The organism is Robertmurraya mesotrionivorans (assembly GCF_050971805.1).
In the GTDB taxonomy this organism is placed as follows: domain Bacteria; phylum Bacillota; class Bacilli; order Bacillales; family Cytobacillaceae; genus Robertmurraya_A.
In genome coordinates this window covers 185,850-212,641 of the sequence record NZ_JBPCCH010000006.1, presented here as the reverse complement: position 1 = coordinate 212,641, position 26,792 = coordinate 185,850, and the positions used below count along the sequence as shown (strand labels likewise).

Annotated in this window: 28 protein-coding genes; 25 read left to right on the top strand and 3 right to left on the bottom strand. The window is 36.5% G+C overall.

Annotated features, from left to right (window positions below):
- Positions 1 to 188 precede the first annotated feature (188 nt).
- Positions 189 to 1,061 carry a UTP--glucose-1-phosphate uridylyltransferase GalU gene (gene galU, locus ACRX5O_RS12655; protein ID WP_433906289.1) on the bottom strand — a complete coding sequence of 291 codons (873 nt, stop codon included), beginning with the start codon at positions 1,059 to 1,061 and terminating at the stop codon, positions 189 to 191.
- A gap of 412 nt (positions 1,062 to 1,473) precedes the next feature.
- On the opposite strand from galU, the gene ACRX5O_RS12650 reads away from it, so the two are divergent.
- The 4 genes from ACRX5O_RS12650 to ACRX5O_RS12635 are packed head-to-tail and all read left to right on the top strand — an operon-like array spanning position 1,474 to position 5,970.
- Positions 1,474 to 2,289 carry a glycosyltransferase family 2 protein gene (locus ACRX5O_RS12650; protein WP_433906288.1) on the top strand — a complete coding sequence of 272 codons (816 nt, stop codon included), beginning with the start codon at positions 1,474 to 1,476 and terminating at the stop codon, positions 2,287 to 2,289.
- A complete protein-coding gene (locus tag ACRX5O_RS12645; protein WP_433906287.1) occupies positions 2,286 to 3,608 on the top strand; it encodes a UDP-glucose dehydrogenase family protein in 1,323 nt (440 codons plus the stop codon). Before ACRX5O_RS12650 ends, ACRX5O_RS12645 begins: the two co-directional genes overlap by 4 nt.
- Before the next feature lies 1 nt (position 3,609).
- Entirely contained in the window at positions 3,610 to 4,491 is an 882-nt protein-coding gene (locus ACRX5O_RS12640; RefSeq protein ID WP_433906286.1) for a glycosyltransferase family 2 protein, read from the top strand.
- 39 nt (positions 4,492 to 4,530) lie between these two features.
- Entirely contained in the window at positions 4,531 to 5,970 is a 1,440-nt protein-coding gene (locus ACRX5O_RS12635; protein ID WP_433906285.1) for an oligosaccharide flippase family protein, read from the top strand.
- A gap of 36 nt (positions 5,971 to 6,006) precedes the next feature.
- On the opposite strand, the gene ACRX5O_RS12630 is transcribed toward ACRX5O_RS12635, so the two are convergent.
- Positions 6,007 to 6,996, bottom strand: a complete 990-nt coding sequence (locus tag ACRX5O_RS12630; protein WP_433906284.1) for an LCP family glycopolymer transferase — start codon at positions 6,994 to 6,996, stop codon at positions 6,007 to 6,009.
- Positions 6,997 to 7,204: 208 nt separating this feature from the next.
- Between ACRX5O_RS12630 and ACRX5O_RS12625 the strand changes: the two genes are divergently transcribed.
- From ACRX5O_RS12625 to ACRX5O_RS12585, 9 genes are all read left to right on the top strand, one after another.
- Positions 7,205 to 7,990, top strand: a complete 786-nt coding sequence (locus tag ACRX5O_RS12625) for a glycosyltransferase family 2 protein (protein ID WP_433906304.1) — start codon at positions 7,205 to 7,207, stop codon at positions 7,988 to 7,990.
- Positions 7,991 to 8,023: 33 nt separating this feature from the next.
- Entirely contained in the window at positions 8,024 to 9,367 is a 1,344-nt protein-coding gene (locus ACRX5O_RS12620) for a hypothetical protein (protein ID WP_433906283.1), read from the top strand.
- A gap of 15 nt (positions 9,368 to 9,382) precedes the next feature.
- Positions 9,383 to 10,219 carry a glycosyltransferase gene (locus tag ACRX5O_RS12615; RefSeq protein ID WP_433906282.1) on the top strand — a complete coding sequence of 279 codons (837 nt, stop codon included), beginning with the start codon at positions 9,383 to 9,385 and terminating at the stop codon, positions 10,217 to 10,219.
- Positions 10,220 to 10,233: 14 nt separating this feature from the next.
- Positions 10,234 to 10,944, top strand: coding sequence for a glycosyltransferase (locus ACRX5O_RS12610; RefSeq protein WP_433906281.1), 711 nt, complete (start codon positions 10,234 to 10,236; stop codon positions 10,942 to 10,944).
- Positions 10,945 to 11,054: 110 nt separating this feature from the next.
- The gene (gene rfbA / locus ACRX5O_RS12605) at positions 11,055 to 11,927 is read left to right on the top strand and encodes a glucose-1-phosphate thymidylyltransferase RfbA (protein ID WP_251522166.1); all 873 of its coding nucleotides are present in this window, start codon (positions 11,055 to 11,057) and stop codon (positions 11,925 to 11,927) included.
- Between the two features lie 22 nt (positions 11,928 to 11,949).
- On the top strand, positions 11,950 to 12,510 hold the full coding sequence (gene rfbC, locus ACRX5O_RS12600; RefSeq protein WP_251522165.1) for a dTDP-4-dehydrorhamnose 3,5-epimerase: 561 nt from the start codon (positions 11,950 to 11,952) through the stop codon (positions 12,508 to 12,510).
- 15 nt (positions 12,511 to 12,525) lie between these two features.
- Positions 12,526 to 13,548: a dTDP-glucose 4,6-dehydratase gene (gene rfbB / locus ACRX5O_RS12595; RefSeq protein WP_433906280.1), complete on the top strand. Its 1,023-nt coding sequence runs from the start codon at positions 12,526 to 12,528 to the stop codon at positions 13,546 to 13,548.
- Positions 13,548 to 14,390, top strand: coding sequence for a dTDP-4-dehydrorhamnose reductase (gene rfbD / locus ACRX5O_RS12590; RefSeq protein ID WP_433906279.1), 843 nt, complete (start codon positions 13,548 to 13,550; stop codon positions 14,388 to 14,390). Before rfbB ends, rfbD begins: the two co-directional genes overlap by 1 nt.
- Positions 14,391 to 14,698: 308 nt before the next feature.
- Positions 14,699 to 15,793, top strand: coding sequence for a glycosyltransferase family 4 protein (locus tag ACRX5O_RS12585; protein ID WP_433906278.1), 1,095 nt, complete (start codon positions 14,699 to 14,701; stop codon positions 15,791 to 15,793).
- A 50-nt stretch (positions 15,794 to 15,843) separates the two neighbouring features.
- Here the strand turns inward: ACRX5O_RS12585 and ACRX5O_RS12580 are convergent, their stop codons facing one another.
- Positions 15,844 to 16,476, bottom strand: coding sequence for a YigZ family protein (locus ACRX5O_RS12580; protein WP_433906277.1), 633 nt, complete (start codon positions 16,474 to 16,476; stop codon positions 15,844 to 15,846).
- Positions 16,477 to 16,678: 202 nt separating this feature from the next.
- On the opposite strand from ACRX5O_RS12580, the gene ACRX5O_RS12575 reads away from it, so the two are divergent.
- The 12 genes from ACRX5O_RS12575 (at position 16,679) to ACRX5O_RS12520 (ending at position 26,784) form a co-directional block, all read left to right on the top strand.
- On the top strand, positions 16,679 to 17,212 hold the full coding sequence (locus ACRX5O_RS12575; RefSeq protein WP_433906276.1) for a sigma-70 family RNA polymerase sigma factor: 534 nt from the start codon (positions 16,679 to 16,681) through the stop codon (positions 17,210 to 17,212).
- 8 nt (positions 17,213 to 17,220) lie between these two features.
- Positions 17,221 to 18,537, top strand: a complete 1,317-nt coding sequence (locus ACRX5O_RS12570; RefSeq protein WP_433906275.1) for a hypothetical protein — start codon at positions 17,221 to 17,223, stop codon at positions 18,535 to 18,537.
- 381 nt (positions 18,538 to 18,918) lie between these two features.
- A complete protein-coding gene (locus tag ACRX5O_RS12565; RefSeq protein ID WP_433906274.1) occupies positions 18,919 to 20,061 on the top strand; it encodes a sensor histidine kinase in 1,143 nt (380 codons plus the stop codon).
- 32 nt (positions 20,062 to 20,093) lie between these two features.
- Complete coding sequence (locus ACRX5O_RS12560) at positions 20,094 to 20,771, top strand: response regulator (protein WP_433906273.1); 678 nt, start codon at positions 20,094 to 20,096, stop codon at positions 20,769 to 20,771.
- 145 nt (positions 20,772 to 20,916) lie between these two features.
- Positions 20,917 to 21,072, top strand: a complete 156-nt coding sequence (gene sda, locus ACRX5O_RS12555; protein ID WP_433906272.1) for a sporulation histidine kinase inhibitor Sda — start codon at positions 20,917 to 20,919, stop codon at positions 21,070 to 21,072.
- Between the two features lie 100 nt (positions 21,073 to 21,172).
- Positions 21,173 to 22,009, top strand: coding sequence for a DegV family protein (locus ACRX5O_RS12550; RefSeq protein WP_433906271.1), 837 nt, complete (start codon positions 21,173 to 21,175; stop codon positions 22,007 to 22,009).
- A gap of 113 nt (positions 22,010 to 22,122) precedes the next feature.
- Complete coding sequence (locus tag ACRX5O_RS12545) at positions 22,123 to 23,478, top strand: ATP-dependent helicase ComFA (protein WP_433906270.1); 1,356 nt, start codon at positions 22,123 to 22,125, stop codon at positions 23,476 to 23,478.
- Positions 23,475 to 24,173, top strand: coding sequence for a ComFC family protein (locus tag ACRX5O_RS12540; protein ID WP_433906269.1), 699 nt, complete (start codon positions 23,475 to 23,477; stop codon positions 24,171 to 24,173). The genes ACRX5O_RS12545 and ACRX5O_RS12540 overlap by 4 nt, the downstream gene beginning before the upstream one ends.
- Before the next feature lie 99 nt (positions 24,174 to 24,272).
- Positions 24,273 to 25,166 (top strand): N-acetylmuramoyl-L-alanine amidase family protein, encoded by an 894-nt coding sequence (locus ACRX5O_RS12535; protein ID WP_433906268.1) that lies wholly within the window; start codon positions 24,273 to 24,275, stop codon positions 25,164 to 25,166.
- Positions 25,167 to 25,462: 296 nt separating this feature from the next.
- A complete protein-coding gene (locus tag ACRX5O_RS12530) occupies positions 25,463 to 25,885 on the top strand; it encodes a TIGR03826 family flagellar region protein (protein ID WP_433906267.1) in 423 nt (140 codons plus the stop codon).
- 125 nt (positions 25,886 to 26,010) lie between these two features.
- Positions 26,011 to 26,274: a flagellar biosynthesis anti-sigma factor FlgM gene (flgM, locus tag ACRX5O_RS12525; RefSeq protein ID WP_433906266.1), complete on the top strand. Its 264-nt coding sequence runs from the start codon at positions 26,011 to 26,013 to the stop codon at positions 26,272 to 26,274.
- A 21-nt stretch (positions 26,275 to 26,295) separates the two neighbouring features.
- Complete coding sequence (locus ACRX5O_RS12520) at positions 26,296 to 26,784, top strand: flagellar protein FlgN (protein WP_433906265.1); 489 nt, start codon at positions 26,296 to 26,298, stop codon at positions 26,782 to 26,784.
- The last annotated feature ends 8 nt before the right edge of the window (positions 26,785 to 26,792 follow it).

Below are 26,792 nucleotides of genomic sequence, written 5' to 3'. Positions count from 1 at the left end.
TCCCTCCTCTAAAAATTTACAATTCTCTCACAAGTTAAATAGTATCAAAATTTAATATAGTAAACAATTAATCTCGACAATTTCTACTAAAAATTGTCGAAAAGACTTATTATATGTACTTTTATGTGATGATTGAGAAAATTACATAGAAAAAAGCCCCGAAAAAATGAGATTTCGGAGCTGAAGAATTATTTATTTTCCTTAAGAAGTTTAGTCAAAAAGTCAAGAACTTCAATTCGTAATTCTGGATCCTTTAAAGCGAATTCTACTGTAGTTTGAATAAATCCAATTTTTTCTCCAACATCATAGCGCTTCCCTTGGAAATCATAAGCAAATACTTGTTGGATTTCATTTAATTTCTCAATGGCATCTGTAAGCTGGATTTCTCCACCTGCACCGACGTTGCCTTCTTCGAGTAGTGGGAATATTTCTGGTGTAAGTATGTATCTTCCCATGATTGCCAAATTTGAGGGAGCTGTACCAGCTGGTGGTTTTTCAACCAAATTACCAACTCGATATAACCGATCTTTACTCTCAATAGGATCAATTATACCATATCTAGAAGTGTCTCGATCTTCAACGTGTTGTACACCAATTACTGATGAATGAGTTTGCTCATACTGATTCATTAATTGTTTAACACAGGGTGTTTCTGCCTCAACGATATCATCGCCAAGGAGAACTGCAAAAGGCTCATCACCAATAAATTTTCTAGCACACCATACAGCATGTCCTAAACCTTTTGGTTCCTTTTGACGAATGTAATGGATATCAACCTTAGAAGGAGCTTGTACTTTCTCAAGAAGGTCAAACTTTTCTTTTTCTTGAAGATTTGCCTCTAACTCAGGTGAATAATCAAAATGGTCTTCGATTGCTCTTTTACCTTTTCCGGTTACTATGATGATGTCTTCAATTCCAGATTCAATAGCTTCTTCTATAATATATTGAATGGTAGGCCTATCAACGATAGGAAGCATCTCTTTTGGCATTGCCTTGGTTGCAGGTAGAAACCTAGTTCCTAAACCTGCAGCTGGGATTATAGCCTTACGAATTTTCTTCATCTAATCGTTCCTTTCAGTCTGAAATAATTAGTTTAAGTCTAATAAAGTTATGAGGTATAAGTGTTCTGTTAAAAGTTAACATATTTAACAATAGTACTAATTATAACAAAAAATAGATAGTAAGAAAATCACAGTATCACTTTACTAAGTAAAATTTACTTGTATTACAATAAGTGAATAAATGAATATTGTATTAGATATTTGTAACAACATTATAGTATCTTATAGATGGAATTAATAAGTTATTAGAGGTATACTGAAGATTATGGATTTCGACAGTTGTACTTAATTAGACAAAATTTTGATTGCGTTGAAAACCTAGTGAGTGAATAACTCGAATTATTAGTTAGTATTCTTAAATTTAATAGTAATTAGCCTTGAATTAGTAATTACTAAAAGGACGTGCAAGATTTTGAATGTTACCGTAATAATACCTACTTACAATCGTGCAAACCTATTACCAAAAGCAGTCGAGAGTGTACTGAACCAGACGATACAGCCGCTCGAGATATTAATTGTTGATGATCATTCTACTGATAATACAAAGGAAGTTGTTGAGTCATTTAAGAATGAAAAAATAAAGTATATCGTCAATTCCCGTGAAAAAGGAGCAAATGGTGCTAGAAATACTGGGATTGTACTTGCAAAAGGAGATTACATAGCCTTTCAGGATAGTGATGATATATGGAAACCGAAAAAGCTTGAAAAGCAGGTGCAGTATTGTACAGAACGACCAGAGGTTGATATGGTTTTTTGTAGTTTAAGCATAGAAAATTTAAATAGAATTGTTCCAAAACGGAAAGTGGAATCAAATGAAATTAAGGCACTTCTTGAGAGAGGGAATTTTATAAGTACACAAACAATTTTTATAAAAAAGGAAGTTGCCGAGAAAACCCTCTTTGATGAAAGTTTAATGCGATTTCAGGATTGGGATTTTTGCATTAGGGTTTCTAGAAATTATTTGATTCATCATCTAAATGAAGTGCTTGCTATTGCTGATGTTCAAAATGATAGTATCAGTAAGAAAATCAATCAGATAGAAGCTTTAAAACAGTTCTTTAATAAGTATCCAGAGTTAAAAGAATCAAATATGATAACTAAATCATTTGTAAATCGGATTTTATCTGCTAATGAGTCTAACAGTAAAATGCGATCAAAAGTTTATTCTTTTAAGGCATTTTCATATGAATTTTTTGATAAGGTCTTTAACAGGAGGAATCGCTTGTGAAAATAGGTGTTGTTGGCACAGGTTATGTTGGATTAGTACAAGGAGTCATCCTTGCTGAGTTTGGTCTTGATGTCATCTGTATGGATGTAATCGAAGAGAAAATTGAAATGCTAAAAAAAGGAATTGTCCCTATTTACGAACCTGGATTAAAAGAGCTAATGGATAAAAATGTGGTTTCAGGAAGGCTTGAGTTTACCACTGATATGAAGTATACAGTTGAAAACACAGACGTTATGTTTATTGCTGTTGGTACACCTCCAAAGGACGACGGTAGTGCGGATTTGAAATATGTATTACAAGTTGCAGAAAATATCGGTAATTACTTGAACGGTTATAAAGTAGTTGTAAATAAATCAACCGTTCCAGTAGGTACGGGGCAACTGGTTCGTGAAACGGTACAAAAGGTATTAAATGAAAGAAATGTAGAGTTTTCCTTTGATGTTGTATCAAACCCTGAGTTCTTAAGAGAAGGGAAAGCAGTTGGAGATTGCTTAAAACCAGATCGCGTTGTAATTGGCTGCGATAGTGAGCGTGCAATGGAAGTAATGAAGAAGGTTTACGATGTCCTATATATTAATGAAACTCCATTTGTCTTTACGGATGTTGCAACTGCAGAGATGATTAAATATGCTTCTAATGCCTTTTTGGCAGTGAAAATTTCATTTATTAATGAAATGGCGTTATTGTCGGAAAAGGTTGGAGCAAATGTTCAGGAAATCGCACGTGCCATGGGGATGGATGGTAGAATTTCTCCAAAGTTCCTTCATGCAGGTCCTGGCTACGGTGGCTCTTGTTTTCCGAAGGATACTAAGGCGATTGTTGATATTGCCAACAAGTATGGGGAAGAGCTAAAGGTTATTCAAGGCGCAATTGAAGCCAATGAGAAGCAAAAGCAGAAAATGGTTGAGAAGATTGTTACTCGTATGGGTGATATCAATGGGAAAACCATTGCCATTCTTGGTCTTTCATTTAAACCGGAAACAGATGATATGAGAGATGCTCCTAGTATCGATATTATTAATGGACTTGTAAAACAAGGTGCAAAGATTCATGCTTACTGTCCTCAAGGGATAAAAGAGGCCAAATGGCGTTTAGAGGATATTAAGGATCATATTACTTATGTCAATAATGAGTATGAAGCGGTCGAAGATGCTGATGCAACTGTATTCGTTACAGAATGGCATCAATTCCGTGGGATGTCTCTTGATAAAATGAAGGACTTGATGAAGGGTGACTACGTATTCGATCTAAGAAATATTCATGTGAAAGACAAGCGAGTAAGAGAAATGTTTAAATACGAGCCGATTGGAAGAAAGTAATATGGTTAAAATTGATATTTTATTACCTATATATAATTCTTACGAGGAAACAAAGAATTGTATTGAGAGTATTCTTCAACATACGGATTCAGAAATGTACAATCTATTCCTTCTAGATGATAAGAGTCCGGATTCTAATATTCAGGAACTGACATCGTTTTATGCTAATAAGTATTCTCATATTAAGGCCATTAGAAATGAAGTGAACTTAGGCTTCCCTGGTAACGTGAATAATGGCTTCCAGGTTAGCGAGAATGATGTGGTAGTAATCAATAGTGATACGTTGGTTACAGAAAATTGGCTGAAAAGCTTATATGAGGCAGCTACTAGTGATGATACCATAGTAGCCGTTAACCCGATGAGTAATTATGGGATTATATCTGGTCTGCCTGTAACGAATAATGAGATAAATGATTTGTTTTCTTATGAAGAACTAGTTGCTGCTTTTGAAAAAAACAAGCAATCAGGGGTTGTTGAATCTCCGCTTCTTATTGGTTTTTGTATGTATATGAAAAGAAGTGCCTTGAATGAAGTTGGCCTTTTTGATGCTGCGACCTTTAAGAGAGGCTACGGTGAGGAATCAGATTGGTGTATGAGAGCTAGACAAAGGGGCTTAAAGCTTGTAGTGGCAAAGGACACATACGTCCATCATATTGGAGGAGTTTCCTTTGGAGAAGAGAAGGAGAAGCTTAGACGTCAATCAAAAGAAATTCTGCTACAACGATACCCAGAGATTGATAAAGAACTTGAATCTTATGTTTTAAAGAATCATTTTAAGGATATTAGAAAAGGTATGCTTCGAGAGCTTTCCTACTTTAGTAAGCCGGCTAGCTTCAAAAATAAGCTAAAAATGATCAAGCACTATATAAACAATACGTTGTAACTTTTGAGTAGGAACGTTAAAAGAGGGCTTAAATACTGAATGAGTAAATTAATTACAAATTATGTTTTTACAGTTTTATATCAAGTATTGTTGATGCTAACCCCGTTTATCACAACTCCTTATGTTTCTCGAGTATTGAGAGCAGAAGGGGTTGGGGTTGATGCTTATGTTGTATCCATTGTTCAGCTTTTTATCGTATTTATTGTCCTTAGCTTACCTATGTATGGAAGTAGACAAATAGCTGTTCAAAACGATCAAAAAGGGTTATCAAAAGAATTTTGGTCTATTTTTTCATTCCAGATCGTTATTGCTATTGTAAATATTGTAGTATTCCTTTTCTTTATAGGAACCGTTTCTGAATATAAACAGCTATATTATATTCATCTTCTGACTCTTGCTGCTTACAGTATTGATATATCCTGGTATTTCATTGGTAAGGAAGAGATGAAGAAGATCGCTATACGAAATATGCTCGTTAAAGTCAGTGGGATTATTTTAATCTTTACGGTAATCAAGGATATGAATGATTTGCCTCTTTATGTTGCCATTAATGGTGGGACCTTGTTGATTGGGCAGATTATTATGTGGAGGCCACTTTTAAAAGAGTTGTCGTTTGTCAAAGTAACCTTTCAGGATATAAAATCCCATGTGACACCGGTCCTTTCACTTTTTTTACCACAATTTATGATTCAGGTATACGTACTGGTGAATCGTATTGTTTTAGGAAATATATCTGGAGAAGTAGAGGTTGGTTTTTATAACCAAGCCAATAAAGTTGTCAAAATTGCGATTGGTGTGATTGCATCTCTTGGTACTGTCCTACTTCCTAGAATGGCTTCCGAATTTTCTAAGGGTAATATGGAAGAGATAAGGAAATATACGAACTACACTATGCAATTTGTACTTATGGTGACACTCCCAATGACTCTTGGCCTAATGGCGATTGCTCCGAATTTTGTCGTTTGGTTTTTAGGTGATGAGTTTTTGGATGTATCAACCGTACTAATACTTATGAGCCCGGTTATATTCTTTGTAGGGCTTGCAAATGTGTTTGGGATTCAAATATTGGTGGCAACCAATCAGCAAAAGAAGTATTCCATTGCTATAACAGTAGGTGCAATACTAAGTTTAGTCATTAACTTCTTCTTTGTTTCGTCATTAGCAAGCCTTGCAACTACGATTGCTTTGTTAGTTGCAGAGGGTGTGGGAGCCATCATACAAATGTATTTTGCAAGGAAGTACTTTATTTTTAAAGACTTTCTCAAACTATTTATAAAATATTTATTGTTAAGTACTTTAGTCTATCTTTCAGCAAGTTTGGTTGGCTACTATGTAACTTTAGCTCCGGTTCTACTTACGCTTTTGCAGGTTGCAGTTGGAGGTCTGCTCTATTTCTTAGGGTTGGTATTAATTAAAGATAGCATGGTCTTTAAGTTTGTAGAAGCAATAAAAGGGAAAGTATTACGAGGGAGAGCTTAATAGAAAAAAGGTTCAGAGTTCCTGAACCTTTTTTTGTTAATATATATTTGAAGCCTCAACCGTGTCAGTTGGTAAACCTAAGTGAGTGCGCATTTCATCCGATAATGTTTGTCTTGTCTCATCGTCAACGCTGTAATAGTAAACATCGTTAATTGTTTCGTTTTCACCAGGAATTTCAACCTTTTCGATCTTTTCAGCTGCTTCTTTATATTGTTTTTGTATGGCGAGAATTTCATCTAATGTTAAATTTGTTTTCACATTTTTCTCTAATGCGGATAAGATATCATCGTAACTCGTTAATGTTTTTAGTGATAGTCCTTTGTCGATGACTTTTGAGATTACTTCTTTTTGTCGTTCTTGTCTACCAAAATCACCAAGAGGATCTTGCTTTCTCATTCTAGCATATTGTAGTGCTTCTTCCCCATCTAAGTGATGTTGACCTTCAGTGAGAAAAACACCATCTAATTCAAACTCATACTCGTTATATACATCGATTCCCCCGACTGCGTCCACGATGTCCTTAAAACCTTCCATATTAATCTCAACATAATAGTCTATTGGAACATTTAAGAAATGCTCAATGGAATTGATTGTCATCTCAATACCGCCAAATGCATAGGCATGGTTCATTTTACTTACTGTATTTTCTTCAGGATCATCTGGGTCAATAAGCTCAGCTCTTGTATCACGAGGAATACTGACGATTTTGGAGGACTTTAGGTCTGGGTTAATTGTCATCACTAACATAGAATCCGTACGCCCATTGTCCCCTTCACGTTCATCAACACCAACCAAAAGAATAGAAAGAGGATCTTTGTCTTTAAATAAGACCTCTTCTGATCGTTTTTCCGATACTTTTCTTTCTAGAGGGTTATTCATATTATCAACGGCATTTACTACATTTGAATACACATTATAAAGATAGAATCCACCGCCAATAATAAAAAGGGTCATTGTTAGTAATATAATACGAAGCCATCTAGGTCTTCTTTGTTTTTTTCTTTTATTTGACAATCTTGAATTCATTAGAAAATTCCTTTCTAATTTTACGTCGTTTTTTGGCTCTTTTTGTAGTAACCATAAATTAAATTATAACTTTTACCTGATATAGCTGGCAACTGAAAAAAATTAACTATATATTGTTCTCTTTAAAAATAGTTGATGTTATAATATTTTTTTGTAGGTTTAGAAAAATTAATTCTTAAATTTATCAATGGAAAGAAGTGTTACATTGATGGTAAATGCAAAAGTAGCCATAAGCATAGTAACTTATAATAGTAAGCATATATTCCAAGTTTTAGATCATGCAAAATCTGAATTTGGAGGAGACAATCAATTTCGATTTGTTATCTTTGATAATAATTCGAATGATGATTATAAAGAACAACTGACTCGTTATTCCGATTTTGCTGATATTATCTTTTATAAGGAAAATAATGGATTTGGTTTTGGTCACAACTATAATTTATTGCACTCTAATGAAGAGTATTTCCTTATTTTTAATCCTGATATCATTCTAAAAAGAGAAGATTTATTAGAAATGATTGATACGATGGATCAAGACCCATCTATCTCTTTATTAGTTCCTAAAGTATTAAATCCAGATGGGTCAGTACAGCATTTGATTAGAGATCGTGTGACTGTCTTTGATTATGCGTTACGATTCATTCCGTTTTCTTTTGTAAAGAAGATGTTTTCTGGAAGATTAGCCTCCTACGAGTGTAGAAACCTTCCGAACGACCGTTTAGTAGATATCCGTATTGGCTCCGGTTGTTTCATGCTTATTAGAGGGTCAGACTTTAAAGAAATTAACGGGTTTGACGATCGCTATTTCATGTACTTCGAGGATTACGATCTATGTCTGGAATTAGGGAAGAGAAATAAAAGAGTGGTTTATACACCTTTTTCAGAGGTCATTCATTATTATGAGAGAGGTGCACATAAGAATAAAAAGCTATTTCAGATCTTCATGGAATCTATGATGAAATTCTTTAATAAGTGGGGCTGGAAATTAATCTAGTCCTTACTCATACATAATGGGAGAGGATTTTTTATGAATCGGTTCGAAAAAATATTACTTACGGTATTCTTTGTCGAGCTCTTTGTCGGGGGTGGGGGAAGACTCATAGATTTTGGGTTCTTATCTATTCGACAAGTGCTGTTTATCTTACTCCTTGTTACTTTTTCTTTAAGAATTATTAGAGAAAAGGCCATTTTCAACAAGGAAGTAAATACATTTATCAAGTTTAATTCTGTGTCTATTGGTGTGTATTTGTTGCTTTTTTGGTTTTTCGTAAGTGCTTTGATAGGATTTCTAAATGGCCATCCTCTATCAATTATTGTTATGGACCTATTTAGAGTCATCTTTTTTGTGGCCTATTTTCCTTTAGCCTATTACATCTCAGAGACAAGATTTACAAAGGAAAAAGTCATCCAAATATTAAAATACAGTGCTCTAGCAGTGGCAATACTTACATTAGTTATAGGTTTATTAGGAAAGACGGTATTTAGTGCCAACTTTGTACCTTTTTATCGCTTTATGAACACGATCATGAATGACGATTTATTTTTCAGACCGAGTAATGGTGTTTTTTATAAGAGTCATTTATACGTGTTAATCGGCTTAATTATTTCGTTAAACGCTGTCTTAAATAAAAAATACTCGAAGCTTGATATAGCCAATATTATTCTCTGCTCAACATCTATCTTCTGGTCTGAAACAAGAGGATTTTTATTAGCGTTTATGTTAAGCGCGCTAGTGATTATTATATTAGATGTTAAGGTGGTTGTTGATCCGATAAAAGGGTTTGTTAATAAAATTCGAACGTTCTACCAGACAAAGCAAATCATTGTTAAATCATTGATCCTTCTTTTTATTGTAGTTTCTCTTCCATTCATGTATAAACATATGACTTTAGAGAGATTTGAAACTGGTGTGTCAAGCGATCCTGCTCAGACTGAACAAGAAGAGATGGAAGGTGATGGAGAAGTAAATGATGTTAGTGTAAATGCTCGTTTAGAGTTTATTGTGGACTCAAAGGAAATCTTACTTGGTAATTTCACATATTTAATAGTAGGAACAGGATATGGTATGGAAATTGCGGGAAGGGTAAATGGGATTGAGATGACCTTCCTTGACGTATTAGTTGAACAGGGAATAATCGGATTAGCTATATGGATCTATTTGAGCTTACATGTGTTCTACAATTATTATGTGGCCTATAAAAAAGGGCATAAATTAAATAGCATTGATATTTCTTTAATGGCAGCCTTTATGGGAGTGTTGATGCTCACCAATATTAATCCATTTTTGAATAACCCAATTGGGATTACGTTTTTCTTAATTATGCTAGTTTTTTCCCTAAATAAAAGGAAAGATGTTGTACGATCTCTATAATAGAGAGGGCAGATTATGAAACTTACCATTGTAGCAGTTCTTTACAAACAAAAAATAGAAGAATCAAAGACCTTTCAGACGTTAAACAAGGCATTTGTTACTCGACCAAATATGTCAGTTGAAACTGAATTAGTGATATATGATAATAGCCCTGATAGTCAAAAGTGTACGGTTGAAGAAAAGCTATGGGGGAAGGTTCAATATATTCACGACCATCGAAATCTTGGGTTAGCAACAGCTTATAATTATGCTTTTCAAGCTGCAAAAGAAAATGGTAGCAAATGGCTCTTGTTGCTTGACCATGATACGGAGCTTACTGAAGACTACGTGGATCAGATAGGTTCCAATTTAGATGTCGATCCTACTATTGCTGCAGTGGTCCCTAGGGTCTTTTCCGAAGAAACGATGATTTCACCTGTGGTAGCTGATGCACTTCGACCGTTAAAGACGGAAAAGTTACAAGCTGGTCTTCAGGAAAAGCCGACTATGGCCATTAATTCTGGATCGCTGATTCGAGTCTCTTTCATAGAGGAGAATGATGGATTTAATAAGAACTTTCCATTAGACTATCTAGACCATTGGTTGTTCCATGAAATCTACGCTAAAGGTTATAAAGTTCTTGTATTAGAAGCTTCCTTAAACCATGAATTATCCGTACTGGATTATAGTAGAGTTTCGCTTGAACGTTACCGAAGCATATTGGATACAGAAATCTACTATTTTAAAAATTATAAAAACGAATTATTACCAGCTTATAAAATTCAACTAATGAAGCGTCTGCTTAAACAAGTAGCGGTAGTGAAGAACAAGAAAATTGCAGCGTATACTTTACGGCGTATTTTTTCAATATAGAAAGGATTTTGATTATGCTTTCGGTTTGCTTAGCAACTTATAACGGAGAAGACTTTGTTGTCCGTCAGCTTCAATCGGTCCTCAAGCAACTCAATGATTCGGATCAGGTCGTAGTTGTAGATGATTGTTCAAAGGATCAAACGGTTTCTTTGATTAAAGAAACATTTGGAGACCGTGTCGAGGTTTTCGTAAATCCTAGCAACTCAGGCCCGGTTAAAAGCTTTGAAAAAGCAATATCCTTGGCAAAAGGCGACATTGTATTTCTATGTGATCAGGATGATATTTGGGAAGCAGGGAAGGTAGAAAGGGTTATGGAAGCTTTCGATGATCAAAAGGCTGATCTCGTCATCCATGATGCCTATGTCGTTGATGGGAATTTAGAAATTATCCATACTTCGTGGAATCAATATAATAAAAATAATGTAAATCAAGGAATAATGGGTAATATAATCAAAAATGCCTTTACAGGAGCCATGATGGCTTTTAGAAGTGAGCTTATACCATTGTTTCTTCCACTGCCAAAAAAGATAGAAATGCATGACCAATGGATTGCACTTACTTCTATGCTTAATAAGAAGAAAATTGTAACTATTTCAGAGCCATTAATGAAATATGTTCGTCATGGTGGAAATGTAACTGGGATGAAAAAGCGATCCTTATCTGAACAGATACAAGGGCGTCTAGTAACTGTTTCAGCAATTTTAAGATATAGACAAAACGATTAAGATTTTTTACAGTGATTGTCTTTTTTTGTTGTTTTCATTATAATTGTTGAGGAAGATTGGCGGAATTTGTCTTTTTGGGACTATTTTATTAAATTGAGGAGTTGTTTTATTTGAAAGGAATCATACTTGCTGGTGGTAGCGGTACTCGCTTATATCCATTAACGAAAGTAGTTTCTAAGCAGTTATTACCTGTCTATGATAAACCAATGATCTATTATCCACTTTCTGTATTAATGTTAGCTGGGATCAAAGATATATTAATCATTTCTACACCTGAAGATACAGCACGCTTTGAACAAATTTTAGGTGATGGATCTGACCTTGGAATGAACTTTACATACAAAATTCAGCCTGACCCAGGTGGACTAGCCCAAGCATTTATTTTAGGAGATGAGTTTATCGGAGACGATAGCGTTGCTCTTGTGCTGGGTGACAATATATTCTATGGACATGGCTTAACGGAGCAATTAAGAAGAGCTGCTTCTCGTGAATCAGGTGCAACGGTGTTTGGTTACTACGTAAATGACCCTGAGAGATTTGGTGTCGTGGAGTTTGATGAAAGTGGAAAAGCTGTTTCTATTGAAGAAAAGCCAGAAACACCAAAATCAAACTATGCTGTAACAGGATTATACTTCTATGATAACCGTGTAGTAGAAATCGCAAAGAACATTCAACCTTCTCCACGTGGAGAGCTAGAAATCACAGACGTGAACAAAGCTTACCTTGAAATGGGTGAACTGAATGTTGAGCTTCTTGGTCGTGGATATGCATGGTTAGATACTGGGACGCACGCATCTCTATTAGAGGCATCACAATTTATTGAAACTGTTGAGAAAAGACAGTCTCTAAAAATTGCTTGTCTGGAGGAGATTGCTTATAAAATGGGTTATATCACAAAAGAGAAGCTACTTGAACTTGCTGAACCATTAAAGAAGAATCAGTATGGACAGTATTTAGTTAAAATCGCTAGCCAAGGTAAGTAATCCATTAAGTGAGGGTAAAAAAATGAATGTTATTGAAACAAAACTATCTGGTGTCAAAATTTTAGAGCCGAAGGTGTTCGGTGACCACCGTGGCTATTTTATGGAGAGCTATAATAAGCATCTTTATGATGAGCTTGGTTTGAAATTTGACTTTATTCAAGACAATCAGTCATTGTCTGCTCCAGTACACACACTTCGCGGTTTACACTTTCAATTAAACCCGAAAGCGCAAACGAAATTGGTTCGCTGTGTGACAGGAGCGATTTATGATGTAGCAGTCGATATTCGTAAAGGATCTCCTACATATGGACAATGGGTAGGAGTGGTGCTTTCTGAGCATAATAAGCGACAACTACTTGTACCGAAGGGCTTTGCACATGGATTCTGTACATTAGTACCAGATTCTACAGTTGCTTATAAAGTGGATGAATATTATTCACCGGAGCATGATGGGGGAATTGCATGGGACGATCCAGCACTAGCTATAGATTGGCCTACTACCAACCCAATTTTGTCTGATAAAGATACAAAGCATCCCACTTTAGCAGAAGCAACACATCTGAACTTTGTGTTTGAGGAATAGGAGGAAGAACAAGATATGAAATTATTAGTAACTGGTGGAGCGGGCTTTATTGGAAGTAATTTTGTCCGTTACATGGTAAACAAGTATCCAGAATATACAATTGTTAACCTTGATTTATTAACATATGCAGGGAACCTAGAAAACTTAAAGGACATTGAAAGTGCTCCTAACTACAAGTTTGTTCGTGGTGATATTGCAGATCGTGACTTTGTTGACGGTCTTTTTAAAGAAGAAAAGTTTGATTATGTATTAAACTTTGCAGCTGAATCTCACGTTGACAGAAGTATTACAGATCCAGGGATTTTCGTACAAACTAATATTCAAGGGACTTTAGCTTTGTTAGATGCTGCTAAGACATATAAAGTAACAAAGTATCTTCAAGTTTCAACTGATGAAGTGTACGGAACATTAGGAGAAACAGGTTACTTTACAGAGGAAACACCGCTTGCAGCTAACAGCCCATACAGTGCTAGTAAAGCGGGAGCTGACTTACTAGTTCGTGCGTACAATGAAACATTCGGATTACCAGTGAACATCACACGTTGTTCAAATAACTATGGTCCATTCCATTTCCCTGAGAAGTTAATCCCGCTAATGATCATTAATGCTTTAAACGATAAGGAGCTTCCAATCTACGGAGATGGACTAAACATTCGTGACTGGCTACACGTAGAAGATCACTGCCAAGCGATTGACCTTGTTCTTCACAAAGGTCGTGATGGAGAAGTGTACAATGTTGGTGGAAACAATGAACGTACAAATATTGAAATTGTAAAAACAATTCTTAAGCATTTAGGTAAGCCAGAGTCATTAATGAAGTTCGTTAAAGATCGTCCTGGTCACGACCGTCGTTATGCGATCGATGCAACGAAGCTTCGTACGGAGCTAGGTTGGTCACCGAAGTATAACTTTGATACTGGTATTGAACAAACAATCAAGTGGTACCTAGAAAACCAAGAGTGGTGGGAAAACATTATCTCTGGTGACTATCAAGACTACTTCAAAGCACAGTACTCTGATCGCCTAGAGGTTGAATAATGTTAGTTTTAGTTACTGGTGTAAATGGACAACTTGGGTATGATGTAGTAAAGGAGCTCTCAGCAAAGGGTCATGAAGCTGTAGGTGTTGATCGAGCACAATTAGATATAACAGATGAAGTTTCTGTTACGTCTTATGTCCAAAACCTCAAGCCTGAAGCGATTATCCATTGTGCTGCTTACACAAATGTTGATGCTGCTGAAACCGACCAAGATGGTGCCTATAAGGTAAATGGTCTAGGTACAAAATACCTTGCTGAAGCAGCCAAAAATGTTGACGCAAATATGGTGTACGTAAGTACGGATTATGTGTTTGATGGTGCTGGAACTGAACCTTATGAAGTAGACCATCCAACAAGTCCGATTGGTGTTTATGGTGAGACAAAGCTTGCAGGAGAAAAACTCCTTCAAGAAACTTTGGATAAGCACTTTATAGTCAGAACTGCATGGGTATATGGAATCAACGGAAACAACTTTGTAAAAACGATGCTAAAGCTAGCACAGGAGCGTAAAGAGTTAGGAGTTGTATATGATCAGGTCGGCTCTCCTACTTATACGGTTGATTTAGCTAAGTTTTTGGTAGAGTTAGTAGTTTCGGAGATGTATGGGATATACCATGCTTCTAACGAGGGTGTATGCTCTTGGCATGAGTTTGCCGTTGAGATCTTTAAGCAAGCTGGATTGAATATAAAAGTGAATCCTTTGACTTCTGAGGAATTTCCTCGTCCAGCAGCCAGACCAAAATATTCAGTTTTAAGTAAAAAGAAAATAGTCGAGAATGGCTTTACTCCAATGCGTGATTGGAAGATAGCTTTAAAAGATTATCTGAAAGAATTGTCATAAATGGAAGCTTGTAGAGTATATTTGGCTCTACAGGCTTTTTTTATATGAAAACTGAAAATTTTAACTTTATTCCTTTTAGAAACTTTTTCTACATCAGTTCGTCAAATTAGGTGGAGATTAAAAATATTACGTTTTTATTAAATATATAAAGGGTAATAAAATATCATTTCATTTAGAAAGACCTGTATGATATAATTCACAAGGAATTAGTTTTTCCAATAATTACTCTGAATATTAGACAATAAAGAAAAAAAATCTACATTTTTTTTCACTAAATAGATAATGATATAAATATGGAGGGGCATACTGTGTATTTGACTCTAATTATTTGTTTCTTTGCAGCAATACTTCTCACACCGGTTGTCAAAAAGCTTGCCTTCATCATTGGAGCAACAGATCAACCTAATCAAAGAAAAGTTCATCAAAAAATCATGCCTCGCCTAGGTGGTTTGGCTATTTATATTAGTTTTCTCATTGGGGTATTTATCCTTCAGCCAAATGATTTTTACCTTATTTCAGTCTTGAACCTTGATGGTAGTATTCACTTACCAATTCTTATTGGAAGTTTGATTATCATTTTGACAGGTGCTTTTGATGATGTGAAGGAAATTTCACCACGAATAAAGTTACTTGGCCAAATTGCTGCAGCATTAGTAGTAGTGGTCGTAGGAGATTTGAGAGTAGAATTCATCAACTTACCTTTTGGTGGACAGTTGGACTTTGGTTATTTTAGTATCCCAATTACTATGTTATGGATCATAGGAATTACTAATGCGATCAACTTAATTGATGGTTTGGACGGACTTGCAGCAGGAGTTTCAACCATCGCGCTATTTACTATTGCTGGAATGGCCTATACAATGGGGAACCCATACGTAATGATCATGGCTCTAATTTTAGCAGTATCTACACTTGGATTTTTGCTTTATAATTTCCATCCTGCAAAGATTTTTATGGGAGATACGGGAGCTTTATTTTTAGGGTATATGATTGCTGTTCTATCTCTGTTAGGCTTTAAAGGAGTTACATTTGTATCTTTAATTATCCCGGTCATTATTTTAGGAGTACCAATTTCGGATACGCTTTTTGCTATTGTTAGACGATTAGTCAACAAACAGCCTTTGTCAGCACCAGATAAATCACATTTACATCACTGTTTATTAAGGCTAGGTTATTCACACAGACAAACCGTTGTTTTAATTTACGCGATGAGTGGTATCTTTGGTTTAGCAGCTTTTATCTTCTCTCAAGCAACTCTATGGGGTTCAACGGTTATTATTTTAACCATTCTCATTGCAGTTGAACTATTTGTTGAAAAGATTGGCTTAGTTGGCGAAGATTATCGACCGCTGTTAAATTTTATTAAGGGGCTTAAACCGTTAAACGTTAAAGATAAAGCCTAATATAGAAAAGACCTCTTCGGATTAATTCCAAGAGGTCTTTCTTTTTACTATTATATGAGTGTTTCTTGATATAGGGTTTCTCCAGTAGAAATTTTCCCCTGTCCATTAGTCATTTCTACCATCCACTCGTTGAATTGACCTACTTGTGCCTCTTCTACAAACACTTCAAATTCAACTGCATCCAGGTAATGTATTTCTTTGATTTCATATATGGACGCACGAAGTTCATTTTCCAGCTTACCAAGCCAAGTGTAGTCAACTTTAACGTGGACGACTTGCATGAGCTTACGCTCGACAATTCCAGTTGCATTCAAGCCCTCTGACGTTGCTTTTCCGTATGCACGGATGAGCCCGCCAGCTCCTAACTTAATTCCACCAAAGTAGCGGGTAATTACAACGACCGTATCCTTTAGCTTTCTTTTCTTTAATACCTCAAGAATCGGGACACCAGCTGTACCAGATGGCTCACCATCGTCATTTGCTTTTTGAATGAGATCATGTTCACCGATTAAATAGGCTGAGCAATTATGTGTCGCGCTCCAATGTTGCTTCTTTATTTTTTGAATGAAGTCTATCGCATCTTCCTCAGTCTCCGCTCTAGCTATATGTGCAATAAAACGAGACCTTTCTATTACGATTTCATGTTCGGCATAACCCTTTACAGTTAAATATGTGGAGAGCATTGTTTCTCCTTTCTAGGTCATTTTTTAAAAATTTTATTCTTAAGATTCATTATATGTCCAGGTAGCTTCTTGGACAAATATTAGCAATTCTGAAGCTGACATTAACCATATACGCCACTTATTGAAATATAATGGAAATAATTGAGACATTTTTATCCAAGTAAGCGTCAAAGGGTTGAACTTATTATAAGGAGTAGAGGTTATGAAAACAAATAGTGCTAGGTCCGATTTTGTAGGGTCGGAGTTAAATCATTTTGAAGAAATCATTCAAACTTACGAAAAAGCGGTTGTTCAATTTGCCTTTACTTATGTAAAAGATTGGACTGTTGCTGAGGATATTTCTCAAGAGGTGTTTTTAAAAGTATATAAAAACCTTTATAACTTTGAACGGCGTTCCCAATTAAAAACATGGATATTTAGTATTACTGCTAATCAATGTAAGGACTACCTACGGTCAGCTCGTCGTGTTAATAGATGGATCCTCGAGCTTATGAATGGATCCCATGAACAACCTCATGATTCGCCGGAAACCATCTTTCTCCAAAATGAAAAAAATAGTAGCCTTGGCGAGGAACTTCTGAGATTACCTATAAAATACAGGGAGGTCTTAGTTTTGTATTATTATGAGGATTTAGCAACAAAGGAAATTAGTGAGTTATTAAATGTGAAGGACTCAACTATACGAACTAGACTTGAACGGGGACGCAATCTTCTTAAGGAATTAATAAAGGAGTGAATAAATTTATGGAAAGAAATCATGAGCAACAAAAAATAAAGGACGCACTGAATAATGACATATTTTCAAAGCATAATTTCAAGTCAAAAAAGGATTTAATAATACAAAAAGCTTTGAATAGTGAAAGACAGAAAGTGAGATCTGTTTATTTTCATCACGTACTAACTGCAATCGCAATACTTTTATTTTCTGTTATAAGTATCTCATTTGTTTATAATCATTGGAAAAATCAAGATTCTGGCTTGGCTTCAAACGAAGATGAACAGGAGGTACCTTACGAGGTCGAAGAGGAAGCACCAACCCCAACTGAGAGTATGGATGATATGCTGAAGGGTAGAACAGGGCAAGAGTGGCGCAAATTCTTTCTAAACTTGTATTCAAAATCATTACCCATCCTGGAGTTTGAAAGATTAAATTTACAATATACACTTCAATCAAATGAAGATACACAGCAAATTGAAGTGAGAATTGATAAGGGGAATGGTTTCAAATTAAATAATACAATTAACTTACAAACGAAAGAGGTACAAGAAATAACGGATATCTATCTAAATGGCCAGGAGTATAGCAAGATCTTTCATAGCAAAAAGCAATATGAAACATTGATAACTAGTTCGATCGATGAATTAGTAGAGGAAGAACGGCTGTTGAACCATATCCCTATCTTATTTGACACAGTTTACACTTTGTTTGAATCGGAAGACATAAAATGGGCTGTTCAAGAACTCAATGAAAGTGAAAAGTGGGTAGTGCTTGAAGGGCTAAATTCACAAAAAGCTGAATGGCCTATTACAGATAGAAGTATTTTGAAGATAAACTATGAAAATGGTGTTATTCTCGAAAGAACAGACTACAGTCAGCAAAATGTTGTTTCAAAGATGATCGTAAGTGAGATAGAAGTGGATGGACAGATAAGTAAGCAAGATTTTCACTTTGATATTCCGGAAGGCTACCATGATAGGAATAAGCAAGAATTAGAAAGAGTAAACTTTGAACAAGAGTGGTTTGATCTTGCAAGAGGGAATGTTATTGGGGAATTTACGAACGTTGAAAATATTGTGTATTCAGGAGAAAAAGACTACTTAAATTTTGTCATAATCATGAAGCCGGGTTCCAATGATTCAGATGGAAAAATTGCAGGAGACTCATTTTTCAAACAGATCACTGAAATAGCTAATTCATCACAAGCGCTTCAGGCGAAAAGTCTAAGCATTTGGGATGAAGGTCAATATGATTTTTCTATAAGAGTCGATATCCCTAACAAAGCTTCACTATATAGTGTAGGTGAACCTTCTTCGATTAGTTGGACAACAAATCCACAGTAATTTTTACAATTTTATTCAAAAGATCTGCCAATAGTGCAGGTCTTTTTACATTATTTAGAAAGATTGAGAAATGGTTTTTATATTGTAAACAAACTTTAATCTATGTAATTTTTTCACATGTTATAATGATGAAGTGAAAAAATATCACAACACCTACTATATCAACATAATATTTTTAGTGGTTAGGAGTTAAAATAGTAACGAGTTTTTTGAATGGAATATAGGATAAATTGCTTATTCGGTCGAATGAATATCGTTCTTTCTAACGATTTTCTTATGTTTCGACAGTTTTTTCACCATCAATAGATAGTATATTTATCTAAATCAAGCTAAAATAATATCAAAGCCGAAAGGGAAAATGGGACCCTTGGAGGAATTATTATGTTAAAGAAAAAATTTGATATAAAGTCGCTTGATTTTATACTTGAGAAAATGATAGAGACGGTAGGAACGAGTAAGGACGAGATTTTCCGTATAGGAGAGCAGTGTCGCAAGGATTATGAATCGCTTGCTGATGAACTAAAAGATGTAAAGCGAATGGTCATTGAAGTGATTGATGATGGAGACAAGCTTGAAACTCAATCAAGGTTTGCTCGGAAAAGATTGTCGGAAGTAAGCATGCACTTCAAGGACTATACGGAGGCTGAGGTTCGTGATGCTTACGAAAAAGCTCATCAGCTCCAAATAGAACTGACAATGAAGCGGCAAATGGAGAAGCAGCTTCGTGATCGCCGTGATGATATTGAACGCCGATTACATGGTCTGACTGAAACGATTGATCGAGCAGAGCATCTAGTTTCACAAATTTCCGTCGTCATGAACTATCTCATGAGTGATCTCAAGCAAGTGGGAGAAGTATTAGAGGACGCAAAGCAGAAGCAGGAATTTGGCTTGCGTATTATAGAAGCGCAGGAAGAAGAAAGAAAAAGAGTGTCTCGAGAAATCCATGATGGGCCTGCTCAAATGATGGCAAATGTGATGATGCGCTCGGATTTAATTGAACGCGTTTTCCGTGAGCATGGGGAACAAGCAGGCATGGGTGAGATTAAAAACTTAAAAAAAATGGTGCGAAATGCGTTGTATGAGGTGCGTAGAATTATCTATGACCTTCGTCCAATGGCACTTGATGACCTGGGCTTAGTGCCTACCCTCAAAAAATACCTGCAAACGATCGAAGAGTATCATAGTGATATAAAAATTAATTTTGTTAGTATGGGGAATGAAAAAAGGTTACCAGCCAAGTTTGAGGTTGCATTATTCCGATTGGTACAAGAATCAGTCCAAAATGCCATCAAACACGCAGAAGCACATGAAATAAAAGTAAAACTCGAACTGACAAGAAATAGTATTTCAGTAGTAGTAAAAGATGACGGCAAAGGCTTTGATATGAATATGGACAAGCCAGAGTCGTTTGGAATATTAGGAATGAAAGAGAGAGTGGAGCTATTACAAGGGCAACTTTCGATCGACTCCAAAATTGGTCGAGGAACGATTGTCATTATACAAGTTCCATTAGAGAGTTAATTTATTGAATAGGCTTAGGGAGGCTGAGAGTAATGACTACAAAGATTGCGATTATTGATGACCACCAACTATTTAGAGAAGGTGTCAAAAGAATATTAGATTTTGAAAAAACGTTTGAAGTAGTTGCTGAAGGGGAAGATGGCAACCAAGCTGTTACCATTGTTGAGGAATTTCAACCAGATGTTATTATCATGGATATTAACATGCCAAATGTTAATGGCGTGGAAGCAACTCGCCAACTGATTGAAAATTTTCCTGAATCAAAAGTGATCATCCTTTCGATTCATGATGACGAAAACTACGTAACACATGCGCTCCAAACAGGTGCAAGTGGCTATCTGTTAAAGGAAATGGATGCAGATGCGTTGGTAGAAGCGGTAAAGGTAGTGGCCGATGGAGGGTCATATTTACATCCGAAAGTGACACATAATCTAGTAAGAGAATACCGTCGATTAGCTGGTGAAGGCGGTGGAGGTTATGTGGGGGCTACCGAAATTCGTCGTCCACTACACTTATTAACTCGTCGTGAATGTGAAGTTCTTCAATTGTTAACGGATGGAAAGAGTAACCGTGGAATTGGTGAAGCTTTATTTATTAGTGAAAAAACGGTTAAGAACCATGTGAGTAATATTCTTCAAAAAATGAACGTAAACGATCGTACTCAAGCAGTAGTTGAAGCCATTAAAAAGGGCTGGGTTGAGGTTCGATAAAATATAGTAGGTAGGAGAGGCATCTGTCGAGATCTATGGACAGGTGCTTCTTTTTAATTTGGAAGTGTTCCCAATTTTGACAAAGTAGTGAAAATTATTTTATTTATAGGTGTTTTTGCTTATAATACTACTCATATTAGTATAAATGGAGGTGTTTTCCATTAATACATCTTTGGGTATATTATCAGATGAGGATTTAGTCAAAGTTTATAGCAAGGCATTAAATTACAAACTAGATAATAGATTTGTCGAACTAATTTTGGAAGAATTGTATCGTAGGGGCTTAAAGGATGCGAGTTAAGATTTCCCTTATGAGCGTGTAGGTAATGCAATTTGTATAGTTTTCATATAAAATAGGCTTGAAACATATAGTAGAGAAAAACAAAGGTGGTTACTTTTATATGAAAACGGCAGTTGTAACGGATAGTACTGCGTACATCCCGAAAGACCTGCGTGACAAGCTTAATATTCATATGATTCCTTTAAGCGTGATATTTGGTACGGAGACATATCAAGAAGAAGTAGAGATTACCGCCTCTCAGTTTTTTGAAGAGGTGAAGAATCGAGAGCTTCCAACCACGTCACAGCCACCCGTTGGTGAGTTTGTTCAGCTCTTCGAACAACTATCAAAAGACTATGATGCAGTAATAAGCATCCACCTATCAAGCGGGATCAGCGGCACATTTCAAGGGGCAGTATCAGCTGGAGAAATGGTAGAGAATATTGACGTATTTGCCTTTGACTCGGAAATTAGCTGCATGGTTCAAGGGTTTTACGTATTAGAGGCGGCGCAAATGGCCAAAGAAGGTAAGGGGCCAGAGGATATCATGGCAAGACTCGAAGAAATGAAGAAAACGATGTACGCATACTTTATGGTGGATGATTTATCTCATCTTCAACGTGGTGGAAGACTATCAAGTGCACAAGCATTAATCGGAAGCTTGTTGCAGGTGAAGCCACTTCTTCATTTTGAGGATAAGAAGATTGTTCCGTTTGAAAAGATTCGTACGCGGAAAAAAGCGATGCGTCGCATGGTTGATTTGTTAGCTGAAGCATCTGCTGGTGAGGAATATCGTGCAGTTATTATTCATGCCAATCGAGAGAAGGAAGCAATGGAATGGAAGAAAGAGCTTGAAGCTGAACTTCCAAACGTAGAATTTATAATTAGTTATTTTGGACCGGTAATCGGTACGCATTTAGGCGAAGGTTCTATGGGTCTTGGCTGGGTAAAAAAATAATTTTTTGGTTACTGAACTTATATCTTTTATTATTTGGCACCATTTCAGCGATTGCTGGAATGGTGTTTGTAGTTTTCTGGCGTTTTTTGAAAATTTGATTATGAGGTGATAATTTGAATTTAGATTCTCTTCGGCATGTTCTCGCTGGAAAACAGCTTCTTCGTGAAGAGATCCCTTTTGAGTTAGTTGATTCTCCCTTTATTGTTAAAAGACCTGGAATTGAGTTTGATAAGAAAGGTCGGGCACACTGTAATCGATGTGATAATAGTGATATGGAGTTACTCGCTCAGTTTCCGTGTGCACGGTGTGGGAAGAAATGTGTGTATTGTCGTGCTTGTATCATGATGGGGCGTGTGAGTGAGTGTACGCCTTTGTATGGATGGAGTGGGGAGATGCCGGAGATAGATGCTGCTCCGCTTCATTGGCATGGTTCGTTGTCTGATGGTCAGCAGGTTGCTTCTGATCGTGTAGTGGCAGCTGTTACCGGTGATGAAGAGTTGCTTGTTTGGGCGGTGTGTGGTGCTGGTAAGACAGAGCTTCTTTTTAAAGGAATAGAAGTGGCTTTTGCTAATGGCAAGCGAGTGTGTATTGCTACCCCACGTACAGATGTTGTGTTAGAACTAACTCCAAGATTACAATCCGTGTTTCCCTCTATACAAGTTGCCTCTTTATACGGTGGTTCAGATGACCGCCATCAGTTCTCCCCTTTAACGATTACAACTACCCACCAGTTATTACGATTTTATCAAGCGTTTGATGTGATGATTGTTGATGAAGTGGATGCTTTTCCATATTTTGTGGATCCGATGCTTCAGTTTGCTGTGAAGAATGCTCGAAAGGTTGATTCGAGTTTGATTTATTTGACGGCTACTCCTAGCCAGAAGTGGCAGAGGGAATGTCGGGGCGGGAAGAGAAACTTTGTTACGATTCCTGCTCGTTTTCATAGGCATGCGTTGCCTGTTCCTGAGTTTGTTTGGTGTGGCAACTGGGAGAAGGTGGTCAAGAAAGGTCGGTTACCTTCGAGATTGCAAAAGTGGATTGAACAGCGGTTGTTAGTGGGTACACCAATGCTAGTATTTGTTCCAACTGTTGCATGGGTGGCTAAGATATTGCCATTGTTACAAGTGATTGATGACAGGATTGAGTCAGTCCATGCGAAGGATCCTGATAGAAAAGAGAAGGTACTTAGTATGAGAAAGAAGGAGATTCCGTTACTCGTAACGACAACCATTCTTGAAAGGGGAGTAACGTTTCCAGGTCTGGAAGTTGCTATTCTTGGTTCTGAAGACCGGATCTTTACAGAGTCAGCACTTGTTCAAATTGCGGGAAGGGTCGGACGAAGTGCAATGGAACCATCTGGGGATGTGACCTATTTTCATAAGGGAAAGACAGAGTCAATGTTACAAGCTAAAAAACAAATTGTTGCAATGAATAAAGAAGCTAAAGCGAAGGGACTGATTGACGGATGAGGTGTCTTTACTGTGCAGAAAGGATTATTCCGGCAATCAGTTGGAGGGATTTACTTGCTAGGGAAGAAGAGGCTTTGTTATGTGAGCAATGCACAGAGAAATTGGTACCTGTAGAGGGAGAAATTTGTGCTCGCTGTAGTAGACCTTTTGAAGGCTTAGCAGACGAATTTCAAAAAGGTGAGTTTTGTTACGACTGTGTTCGTTGGGAGGAAGACACCGAGTGGAATGGAATACTTGAACGAAATATATCACTTTATATCTATAATGAATTTCTAAAAGAGGTAATTAGCCGTTATAAGTTCCGAGGGGATTATGTACTTTCAAAGTTTTTTGGAAATGAGCTAAAAAAGGTGTTAAAAAACCTCGAGTATGAACTTCTAATGCCTATCCCACTAAGTGAAGTTCGTCTATATGAACGTGGGTTTAATCAAGCTGAGGCACTAATTGTTGAAGCTGGACTTGATCATGTGAATGCTTTGAATCGTACTCATTCGGAAAAGCAATCTAAGAAGACACGTAAAGAACGAGTCGGAATTGACAACGTGTTTATATTCAGTAATATGGACCATGTTTTGGGGAAGAAAGTGGTGCTAGTGGATGATGTTTATACGACAGGCTCAACAATTATGCATGCAGCAAGGGTGTTAAAGGAACAGGGAGCTGACTCCATTTTATCCATTACGATTGCAAGATGAAAGTTTTATGAACAATATATAAAAAATCCGCAATTGCCCAGTTTGCCTTATATATAGAAAAGGGAAAAGGTATAACAATTAAAAAACGGGGTGAGTGTAATGGTGAAAATATTTATTGACCCAGGTCATGGTGGAACGGATTCTGGAGCAGTAGGAAATGGTATTCAAGAAAAAAATATCACGCTTCAAATCGCTCAAAGGGTCAGATATATTTTAGAAAGAGAATATGCGAATGTTACAGTAAGGATGAGTAGAACAGGGGATCAAACGGTTTCCCTCAATCAGCGAACCAATTCGGCTAATGCATGGGGAGCAGATTTCTTTCTTTCTATTCATATTAATTCTGGGGGGGGGGCAGGATATGAGGATTTTATTCACAGTAATTTATCTTCAGCCTCTCGAACTGCCCAAATTCAAAGAGCAATCCATTTAGAAGTGATTACAAAAAATGATTTAGATGATCGAGGGTCTAAAAAAGCTGATTTTCATGTACTTAGAGAAAGTAACATGGATGCGATTCTTACGGAAAATGGTTTTATTGATAATCCACAAGATGCAGCAAAAATGAAGGACCCTAGTTGGATTGAGAGTGTTGCCAGGGGGCATGCACAAGGGATAGCAAATGCTTTTAGTATCCAAAAGATTCAAAGCGCCCAAAGCGCCCAAAGCGCCCAAAGCGCCCAAAGCACCCAAAGCACCCAAAGCACCCAAAGCACCCAAAGTATACAAAATAATACACAGAAAGAGGAATACAAGGTTGTTATTCCTAATACTGCATACTGGCAAGCCCGAAACCTCGTTAGAGAATTTGAGGGAAGAGGCTATAGGGCGCAAGGAGTAGCACTTAAATCATATGGACCTAATGAGCAACCAGCCGAAAATGATCCGTATTCGTTTGTATTGTTTACTGATTATGAAAATGCGAGGAATCTTGTCATTGAATTGAAAAACAGAGGATATAACCGAACTTATGGAACTAGGATAAAGTCATAAATCCTTAAAGGAAGGTTGCCTTTCCTAAAATTTTTCCAACTCGGGTTACCTTCCGAACTCCTATAGTTTATATACTGATTAATGAACATTCGACAAATAATTATCTTTACAAACCCTCAAGAAAATTCAATCAAACGTTTGATTGAATTCCCCCTACATTAACAGCCCGATGGCCTATACCCACTTCAATCAAACGACTGATTGAATACATTTACTTCCAAATAATTTTCATACCCTTCCACAATTCGACAAGCTATAATGAGTCTATCGACATATTTTTAAAAGGGGATATAGTAATGGCTCAAATAGAAACATGCCCGAGTTGTGGGGATATATATGTAAAAAATCAATTTCGAGATGTTTGTCAAAAGTGCTGGAAGGAAGAAGAACAAGCCTATGACCAAGTATCTCAATTTATGAGAAGACGCGAAAATAGAGCGGCAACCATATTACAGGTTGTAGAGGCTGTAGGGATTGAAGAAGAGCTTTTATTAAAGTTCATCCGTACTGGTCGTCTGAAGGTTACACAATTCCCTAATCTTGGATATCCATGTGATAAATGCGGGACTATTATACGTGCGGGGAAATTATGTGAGCCTTGTGCACTAGAAATAAAAAAGGACCTAGAGCAACATGAACAAGATGAAGCTTTTAAAGAAGAATTGCGTAAACAAGAAAAACAAGCCACATACTTTACAACAAATAAGACAAAAAGATAATAGGAATAAATACCTATATATTTTAGTTATTTTGATACATTTTTGATAAAAGTGTTAAATAAAGCTCCTATCTGTCCGATAATACTAGTAGAAGTTGGAACGGACTTTGAAGGAGATGGATATACATGAAAATCAACAACCTAGGACCAACAGGAATTAATCCATATAAAAAAGCAATCAACAAACTTGATAAAGTCAATAACACAACAACTGCTAAAGCAGATAAAGTTGAGATTTCTTCTGCTGCAAAAGAAATGCAGCAAAATTCTCAAGTAGATTCTGCACGTCAAAAGAAAGTTGAAGAGTTAAAGCAAAGTGTTCAAAACGGAACATACAAGCCAAACGCAACTGCAACTGCTTCTAGCATCATTAACTACTTCAAAATATAAACAAAGAGAGGAGAGGCTTGGATGTCCGCTGATCAATTAGTAACAGTCATGGAAAGACTTCTCGATTTGCATAAAAGCTTACTCGAAAAAGCCTATCAAAAGACGACGGTTATTGAAAAAGGGGACATTGATGCCCTTAACACTCTCATTAAAGAAGAGCAAAAGCTAATACCAACCATAAATAAATTCGAACAAGTAAGACAGCAGGTTGTGAGAAATTTTCTCACACCTTTTCATGTCGAGGAAGAGAACTTTACGATTTCTACTTGTTTAACTTATATAGATGATTCAGATAAGGACAAGCTTGCTGAATTGCGTGATGAACTTTTAGAAGTTGCACAGAAACTGCAAAAGCAAAATGAGTTGAACTCTCAGCTAGTAAAGCAATCACTCCAATTTGTCCAAATGTCATTAGATATGTTTTATCCAAAAACACCTGAATTCAATTATGGACCACCTAAACAGTCTGGACTGTCCACATCGAATTCCCTTTTTAATCGAAAAGCCTAAAAAATGGA

Bases quoted from the DNA above. Each gene is read 5' to 3' on its own strand.
- ACRX5O_RS12550 (WP_433906271.1), top strand. From the start codon at position 21,173: ATGAAAACGGCAGTTGTAACGGATAGTACTGCGTACATCCCGAAAGAC.
- ACRX5O_RS12580 (WP_433906277.1), bottom strand. From the start codon at position 16,476: ATGCTCTCCACATATTTAACTGTAAAGGGTTATGCCGAACATGAAATC.
- ACRX5O_RS12635 (WP_433906285.1), top strand. From the start codon at position 4,531: ATGAGTAAATTAATTACAAATTATGTTTTTACAGTTTTATATCAAGTA.
- rfbC (WP_251522165.1), top strand. From the start codon at position 11,950: ATGAATGTTATTGAAACAAAACTATCTGGTGTCAAAATTTTAGAGCCG.
- rfbB (WP_433906280.1), top strand. From the start codon at position 12,526: ATGAAATTATTAGTAACTGGTGGAGCGGGCTTTATTGGAAGTAATTTT.
- ACRX5O_RS12640 (WP_433906286.1), top strand. From the start codon at position 3,610: ATGGTTAAAATTGATATTTTATTACCTATATATAATTCTTACGAGGAA.
- ACRX5O_RS12630 (WP_433906284.1), bottom strand. From the start codon at position 6,996: ATGAATTCAAGATTGTCAAATAAAAGAAAAAAACAAAGAAGACCTAGA.
- sda (WP_433906272.1), top strand. From the start codon at position 20,917: ATGGAGGTGTTTTCCATTAATACATCTTTGGGTATATTATCAGATGAG.
- ACRX5O_RS12610 (WP_433906281.1), top strand. From the start codon at position 10,234: ATGCTTTCGGTTTGCTTAGCAACTTATAACGGAGAAGACTTTGTTGTC.
- ACRX5O_RS12560 (WP_433906273.1), top strand. From the start codon at position 20,094: ATGACTACAAAGATTGCGATTATTGATGACCACCAACTATTTAGAGAA.
- ACRX5O_RS12570 (WP_433906275.1), top strand. From the start codon at position 17,221: ATGGAAAGAAATCATGAGCAACAAAAAATAAAGGACGCACTGAATAAT.
- ACRX5O_RS12540 (WP_433906269.1), top strand. From the start codon at position 23,475: ATGAGGTGTCTTTACTGTGCAGAAAGGATTATTCCGGCAATCAGTTGG.
- ACRX5O_RS12615 (WP_433906282.1), top strand. From the start codon at position 9,383: ATGAAACTTACCATTGTAGCAGTTCTTTACAAACAAAAAATAGAAGAA.
- flgM (WP_433906266.1), top strand. From the start codon at position 26,011: ATGAAAATCAACAACCTAGGACCAACAGGAATTAATCCATATAAAAAA.
- rfbD (WP_433906279.1), top strand. From the start codon at position 13,548: ATGTTAGTTTTAGTTACTGGTGTAAATGGACAACTTGGGTATGATGTA.
- ACRX5O_RS12520 (WP_433906265.1), top strand. From the start codon at position 26,296: ATGTCCGCTGATCAATTAGTAACAGTCATGGAAAGACTTCTCGATTTG.
- ACRX5O_RS12620 (WP_433906283.1), top strand. From the start codon at position 8,024: ATGAATCGGTTCGAAAAAATATTACTTACGGTATTCTTTGTCGAGCTC.
- ACRX5O_RS12565 (WP_433906274.1), top strand. From the start codon at position 18,919: ATGTTAAAGAAAAAATTTGATATAAAGTCGCTTGATTTTATACTTGAG.
- ACRX5O_RS12625 (WP_433906304.1), top strand. From the start codon at position 7,205: ATGGTAAATGCAAAAGTAGCCATAAGCATAGTAACTTATAATAGTAAG.
- ACRX5O_RS12530 (WP_433906267.1), top strand. From the start codon at position 25,463: ATGGCTCAAATAGAAACATGCCCGAGTTGTGGGGATATATATGTAAAA.
- ACRX5O_RS12575 (WP_433906276.1), top strand. From the start codon at position 16,679: ATGAAAACAAATAGTGCTAGGTCCGATTTTGTAGGGTCGGAGTTAAAT.
- ACRX5O_RS12535 (WP_433906268.1), top strand. From the start codon at position 24,273: ATGGTGAAAATATTTATTGACCCAGGTCATGGTGGAACGGATTCTGGA.
- galU (WP_433906289.1), bottom strand. From the start codon at position 1,061: ATGAAGAAAATTCGTAAGGCTATAATCCCAGCTGCAGGTTTAGGAACT.